Raw genomic sequence first — 6421 nt, 5'->3', positions numbered from 1 at the left:
TGCGGGTCTGGTCGTCCTCGGCGGTGAGGGCGGTTAGGTCGCCCCCATCCAGCACGAGCACGCCGATGCCGAAGGGCTGCGCGGCCTGGGCCGCCACCCGCTCGACGCGGTCTTGCAGCGCACTCACGGCGCTCAGGAGGCGCTGCTGCTGCGAGGTGAGCAGGTAGCGGTCCACGGCGAAGAAGAGGCCGGCGGCCACGAGCACCGTCGCCAGCCCGGTCGCCAGCGCGGCCCACAGCGCCAGCCGGGCCCGCAGCGTCAGGGGCCGCCGGACAGGGGAGTGGGCGCGCACCGGCCGCTAGCCCTCTACCCGGTAGCCGCGCCCGCGCTCGCTGGAAATCGCCTCGGGGGCGAGCTTGCGGCGCAGGTAGCGCACGTACACGTCCACGATGCGGGCCTCACCGCCGAATTCCGGGCCCCACACCCGGTCGAGAAGGTCCTCGCGCGTGAACCAGCGCTCGGGGCTCAGCGCCAGCGTTTCGAGCAGGCTGTACTCGCGGCCCGTGACGGCGACCTCCAGCCCGTCCCAGAAGGCGGTGCGCGCCACGGTATCCAGCCGCCCGCGCCCAGTGGCGAAGGCGAGCTGCGGCGTGCCCTGGCCGCGTTCGCGCCGGGTCAGGGCACGCAGCGTGGCGAGCAGTTCGGGCACCGCGAAGGGCTTGACGAGGTAGGCGTCGCCGCCCAGGTCCAGGCCCTCGACCCGGTCGGAGAGGTCGCCACGCGCCGTGAGAAAGAGGATGGGCGTCTCCTGCCCGGCAGCGCGCAGTTCGCGGGCGAGCGAGAAGCCGTCCAGACCCGGCAGCATCACGTCGAGCACGATCAACCCGAAGTCGCCGGTCAGGGCCGCTTCCAGCCCCGCCGGGCCGGTCTGCGCCCAGGTCGGCGCGTAGCCCGCCTCGCGCAGCGCGCCCAGGGTGGGTTCGGCGATCCGGGCGTCGTCCTCGACCAGCAGCAGCCTCATGGCTGCCCAGTGTAGGGGCGGCCGGTCAAACGGGGGTTAAGGCCGGTGCCAGTACGACGCCGTCTCGGTGGCGGGGCGCAGGCGCAGCTCGGGCGTGTGGCCGGCCCGCTCGGCCAGGGCCAGGGCCTCGCGCTCGGCCCGTGCCTGCCCCAGCCAGCCGCGCCAGTAGCCGCGCAGGGTGGCGGTCACGAGGGCCAGGGGGACCGTGTCGTCCGCCGCCGCGCCCTGGGTACCGGTGACGGGCTGGTACAGCAGGTCGAGGTCCTGGAGGGGACCGCCGTCCGGGCCGCCGACGGGCTGCCAGTAGGGCACGTCCACCGTGCGCAGGCCCAGGGCGTGCAGGGCGCGCCGCCGGCGGACGGGGTCGGTGCCTGTCCGGGCCTCGGCGGCGCGCTCCTCGGCACTCTGGCGCTCGCCGTAGACGCTGTCGGCGAACAGGCCGGGCAGACCGGCGGCGCGCACCTCTTCCAGGGAACGCTGCCACAGCGCACGGCCCACGCCGCGCCCCTGCGCCGCCGGAGAGACGCCCAGGAAGGAGCTGAAGGCCGCTCCCCCGCCGTCCGGTCCGGGCAGCAGGGTGTAGACCGTGCCGCCCAGCACCTCGCCGCCTGGCCCGGAGGGGCTGGGCAGCTCGGCCACCAGGATGCGGTCCTCGCGCCCGGGAGACGCGCCGCGCAGCAGGTACCCGAAAGCCTCGGGCGGAATGAGCGTGTCGGGGGCGTAGTAGCTGGCCTCCTGGACGCGGCCGAAGTCGGCCAGGGCGGGGTCGTGCGGGTCGGTGACGCGGCGGACCCGTATGGGCAGGGCGGCCGGGGCGGGGGAGGGTCGGGCCATGGAGACACCGTAGCGGCCCCGCGCGGCCCGCACCGTTATCCTGAAGGGGATGACCGCCCCCGAGTTTCCCCCTGCCGACGCGAGTCCGGCCTCTGTCTCCGGACCGAGGGTCGCCCCCAACTTCATCACGGAGATCATCGAGCGCGACCTGGAAACGGGCAAGTACCCGCAGGTCGTGACCCGTTTTCCGCCGGAGCCCAACGGCTACCTGCACCTGGGGCATACCTTCGCCAGCTTCCTGGACTTCCAGACGGCGCTGCAATACGGCGGGCGCTACCACCTGCGCCTGGACGACACCAACCCGGCAGGCGAGAGCGTGGAGTTCGTCGAGGGCATCCTGGCCGACCTGAAGTGGCTGGGCTGGGACTGGGGGCCTCACCTGTACTACGCCTCGGACAACTTCGAGCGCTACTACGCCTACGCCGAGCAGCTGGTCCGCCAGGGCGACGCCTACGTGGACAGCGTGAGCGGGGCCGAGATGGCGCGGCTGCGCGGCGACGCCCGCACGCCCGGCACGCCCAGCCCCTACCGTGACCGCACGCCCGGGGAGAGCCTGGACCTGCTGCGCCGCATGCGCGCGGGCGAGTTCGGGGAAGGCGAGCACGTGCTGCGCGGCCGCATCGACCTCGCCAGCCCGAACATGAAGCTGCGCGACCCGGTGCTCTACCGCATCCTGCGCGCCCACCACTACCGCCAGGGCGACGCGTGGTGCATCTATCCCATGTACGACTTCCAGCACCCGTTGCAGGACGCCCTGGAAGGCGTGACCCACAGCATGTGCAGCCTGGAGTTCGTGGACAACCGCGCGATCTACGACTGGCTGATGGAGCGCCTGAATTTCGATCCGCGCCCGCACCAGTACGAGTTCGGGCGGCGCGGCCTGGAATACACGATCACCAGCAAGCGCAAGCTGCGCGCCTTGATTGAGGGCGGGCACGTGGAGGGCTGGGACGACCCCCGGATGCCCACCCTGCGGGCCCAGCAGCGCATCGGGGTGACGCCGGAAGCGGTGCGGGCCTTCGCCGCGCAGATCGGCGTGAGCCGCACCAACCGCACGGTGGACCTCGCCATCTACGAGAACGCCGTGCGCGACGACCTGAACTGGCGCGCGCCCCGCGTCATGGCGGTGCTGGACCCGCTGCCCGTGACCCTGTTGGGGGCGGAGGCGGCCACCCTGTCCCTGCCCTACTGGCCGTTCGACGTGGTCCGCGACTCGCCCGACGGGCTCGTGGGCCTGCCCGGCGGCGGGCGCGTGGCCCCCGAAGCGGCGGTGCGCGGCGTGCCCTTCGGTCCCGAGTTGTACATCGAGCGCGAGGACTTCAGCGCCGACCCGCCCAAGGGGTACAAGCGCCTGACCCCCGGCGGCACGGTGCGGCTGCGCGGGGCCGGGATCGTGCGCGCCGAGCGTTTCGACACCGACGAGGCCGGGAACGTGACCCGCGTGTACGCCACGCCGCTGGGGGAGGACGCCAGGGCCAGCGGCGTGATCCACTGGGTGGACGCGGCCAGCGCCCTGCCGGCCGAGTTCCGGCTGTACGACCGTCTGTTCCGGGTCGCCAACCCCGAGGGCGAGAATCCCGACGACCCGGCCTCCGGCCCCGAGGCCCCCGACTTCGACCCCGAACAGATCGGTCACGAGAGCGAGGCCGCCCCGGCGGACGCGGGGTTCCTGCGGTTCCTGAACCCCGACAGCCTGCGCGTCACGCGCGGCTACGTCGAGGCGAGCGTGGCGAAGGACCCCCCGGACACCCGTTACCAGTTCGAGCGTCAGGGCTACTTCTGGCGCGACCCCAAGGAGAGCCGCGAGGACGCGCTGGTGTTCGGGCGCATCATCACCCTCAAGGACACCTGGGGCCAGAAGCCCGGAGCCCAGAAGCCGGAAGCGGCGCAGAAGACCGCCCCGAAGAAGGATGCGAAACCCGCCGCGCCGAAAAAGGACGCTCCGGCCGCCGCCGTGCCCGCCGCCCTCTCGCCCGAGCAGGAGGCCGAGGCCGCGCGCCTGAGCGCGCTGGGGGCCGCCGAGGCCGACGCCCGGACCATCGCCCGCGACGGGGCGCTGCTGACCTTCGTGCACGGGGCGGCGCCGGACACGACCTTCGGGCAGGTCGCCTCGTGGACCGTGAACGACCTCGCGCCGGGCCTGCGGGCGGGCGAGGTGCAGGTGGACGCCGCCGCCCTCGCGCCGCTGGCCGCCCTGCTGGCCTCGGGCGACGTGACGAGCCGCGTGGCGCGCGACGTGCTGGCCCGCGCCGCCGCGTCGGGTGAGGCCCCGATGCTCATCGTCGAGCGCGAGAACCTCGCCGGGGGCCTGGGCGAGGCCGCCCTGGGGGCCGCCGTGCAGGACGTGCTGAGTGCCAACCCCGACAAGGTGGCCGCCTACCGGGGGGGCAAGACCGCCCTGATGGGCTTTTTCACCGGGCAGGTCATGCGCGCCACCGGCGGCAAGGCCGATCCGCAGGCCGTGGCGGCGGCCCTGACGGCGGCCCTGGCTTAAGAAAGCGGGAGGACCGGGCGGGGTCAACCCGCGTCCCGGCCTCTGCTAGCCTGCCCTCATGAGACTGGTGGTCGGCGTCAGCGGGGGCAGCGGGATTCCCTACGCGCACAGCATCCTGGAGGCCTTGCGGGCGCTGGAGGTCGAGACCCACCTGATCGTCTCCAGCGGGGCCAAGCGGGTCATGAGCGCCGAGGGCGGCCCGCAGCTGCCCGAGCTGAGCGCCCTGGCGACCCACACCCATGACGACCGCGACCTCGCGGCCAGCGTCGCCAGCGGGTCGTACCGCACCGACGGCATGCTGGTCGTGCCGTGCAGCGCGGGCACACTGGCAAAAGTCGCGCACGGCTTCGCCGACAACCTGCTGTCGCGCGCCGCACACGTCACCCTCAAGGAGCGGCGGCGGCTGGTGCTGCTGGTGCGCGAGGACCCCTTGCCCCGGCCCATGCTCCTGAACCTGCTCGCGGCGCACGACGCGGGCGCCACCGTCATGACCGCCTCGCCGGGCTTCTACCACGCGCCGGACAGCGTGGCCGAGCTGCTGCACTTCGTGACTGCCCGCGCGCTGGACCAGTTCGGTCTGGACGTGCCGGGGTTCCGCCGCTGGAAGGACGAGGGATGAAGGTCGCCGCCCTGATCCCGGCCGCCGGCTCGGGCACGCGTCTGGGCCTGGGACCGAAGGCTTTCGTGGAGGTCGCGGGCCTGAGCCTGCTGGCCCGCAGCGTGGCCGCGCTGGCCCCGCATGTGGACGAGGTGGTCGTGGCCCTGCCGGAAGGCTGGACCCTGCCCGCCGATGTGCCCGCCCGCGCCATCGTGGGGGGCCAGACGCGCCAGGACAGCGTGCGCCTGCTGCTGGAGGCGACCGGCGCCGAGGCCGTGCTCGTGCACGACGCGGCGCGGCCCTTCCTGCCCGCCGAGGTCGTGCGGGCGGTGCTCGCGGCGGCGTGGGAAGTCGGCGCGGCGACGGCGGCCCTGCCGGTGGCCGACACGCTCGTGCGGGCTGCACCGGGGCAGACCTGGGGCGACCTGACCCCCCGCGAAGGGTTGTGGGCGGTGCAGACGCCGCAGGGCTTCCGCCGCCGGGTGCTGCGGGAGGCCCATGCCCGCGCGCAGGCCGATGCCCACGCCGCCACCGATGACGCCGGGCTGGTCGCGCGCCTGGGCGGGCGGGTGGCCCTGGTGCCCGGCGACGCGCGGCTCTTCAAGGTGACGGCCCCCGGCGACCTCGCCCTGGCGACGGCCCTGGCCGCCGTGTGGGACGCGAAATGACGGGGGAGTTCGCCCCCGCCAAGGTCAACCTCGGCCTGAGCGTGGTCGGCCGCCGCGCCGACGGCTACCACGAGCTGCATACCCTGATGGTGCCCCTGACGGTGGGCGACACGCTCGACATCGCCCCGGCCCCCGGGCTGAGCCTGCGGGTCGAGGGGGCCGACCTCCCGGCCGACGGCCGCAACCTCGTGTACCGCGCGGCGCGGGCCTACCTGGATGCGGCGGGAGTGACGCAAGGCGCGGCGATCACCCTGCACAAACGCCTGCCGCTCGCCTCGGGCCTGGGTGGGGGCAGCAGCGACGCGGCGACCACGCTGCTCGCCCTGGCGCGGCTCTACCCGTGCGGGGTGGACCTGCCGGCCCTGGCGCTGACCCTCGGGGCCGACGTGCCCTTCTTCCTGCCGGGGGGCGCAGCGCTGGCCTCGGGGGTGGGTGAGGTCTTGCAGCCGGTGGACCTGCCTCCCGTGCCGCTGGTGCTGCTCAACCCCGGGGTGGAGGTCAGCGCCGCCGACGCCTACCGCTGGCTGGCCGGGCGCTTCACGTCCCCGCTGGACCTGGAGGCCCTGCTGGCGGCGCTGGCGTCGGGCGAGCCGGTGCCGTACTTCAACGCCCTGCAACCCGAGGTCGTGCGCCGCCACCCGCCCATCGCCGGGGCGCTCGCGGCCCTGCAAGGCGCGGGCCTGCACTCGCCGCTGATGAGCGGTTCGGGAAGCACCTGTTTCGCCCTGGCCCGCAGCGAGGCCCAGGCGCAGGAGGCGGCCCGGCAGCTCGCCGCGCGCTTTCCAGGCTGGTGGGTGGCGGCGGCCTCTACCCGAAGCCAAGCCCCCAGAGGGTGAGGCGGCCCCCCGCGCCGCCGGGCCGGGAGG

Annotated in this window: 7 protein-coding genes (1 of these 7 cut by a window edge); 4 read left to right on the top strand and 3 right to left on the bottom strand. The window is 74.5% G+C overall.

All coding sequences use genetic code 11. The features are described from left to right. The 3 genes in view from DGO_RS14215 to DGO_RS14205 are tightly spaced (at most 36 nt apart) and all read right to left on the bottom strand, a layout consistent with a single transcriptional unit that may run on beyond the window. Positions 1 to 292 carry the 5' portion of a sensor histidine kinase gene (locus tag DGO_RS14215; RefSeq protein WP_145975348.1) on the bottom strand. It extends 1139 nt beyond the left edge of the window, so 292 of the gene's 1431 nt are visible here — the first part of the coding sequence; it begins with the start codon at positions 290 to 292; its stop codon lies off the left edge, out of view. Between the two features lie 6 nt (positions 293 to 298). Further along, a complete protein-coding gene (locus DGO_RS14210) occupies positions 299 to 961 on the bottom strand; it encodes a response regulator transcription factor (protein WP_014686204.1) in 663 nt (220 codons plus the stop codon). 36 nt (positions 962 to 997) lie between these two features. Beyond that, positions 998 to 1795, bottom strand: a complete 798-nt coding sequence (locus DGO_RS14205; protein WP_043803901.1) for a GNAT family N-acetyltransferase — start codon at positions 1793 to 1795, stop codon at positions 998 to 1000. Between the two features lie 49 nt (positions 1796 to 1844). Here DGO_RS14205 and DGO_RS14200 point away from each other — a divergent pair, with 49 nt between their 5' ends. Genes DGO_RS14200 through DGO_RS14185 form a run of 4 tightly spaced genes read left to right on the top strand, consistent with a single transcriptional unit; the run spans position 1845 to position 6391 of the window. Next, positions 1845 to 4289: a glutamine--tRNA ligase/YqeY domain fusion protein gene (locus DGO_RS14200; protein ID WP_043802595.1), complete on the top strand. Its 2445-nt coding sequence runs from the start codon at positions 1845 to 1847 to the stop codon at positions 4287 to 4289. 58 nt (positions 4290 to 4347) lie between these two features. Next, complete coding sequence (locus DGO_RS14195) at positions 4348 to 4908, top strand: UbiX family flavin prenyltransferase (RefSeq protein ID WP_014686201.1); 561 nt, start codon at positions 4348 to 4350, stop codon at positions 4906 to 4908. Further along, positions 4905 to 5555 carry a 2-C-methyl-D-erythritol 4-phosphate cytidylyltransferase gene (gene ispD, locus DGO_RS14190; protein WP_043802592.1) on the top strand — a complete coding sequence of 217 codons (651 nt, stop codon included), beginning with the start codon at positions 4905 to 4907 and terminating at the stop codon, positions 5553 to 5555. Before DGO_RS14195 ends, ispD begins: the two co-directional genes overlap by 4 nt. Next, entirely contained in the window at positions 5552 to 6391 is an 840-nt protein-coding gene (locus DGO_RS14185; RefSeq protein WP_043802590.1) for a 4-(cytidine 5'-diphospho)-2-C-methyl-D-erythritol kinase, read from the top strand. Before ispD ends, DGO_RS14185 begins: the two co-directional genes overlap by 4 nt. Positions 6392 to 6421 lie beyond the last annotated feature (30 nt).

The sequence above is a fragment of the Deinococcus gobiensis I-0 genome (assembly GCF_000252445.1).
In the GTDB taxonomy this organism is placed as follows: Bacteria; Deinococcota; Deinococci; order Deinococcales; family Deinococcaceae; genus Deinococcus; species Deinococcus gobiensis.
This window is presented reverse-complemented; position numbering and strand designations above follow the sequence as displayed.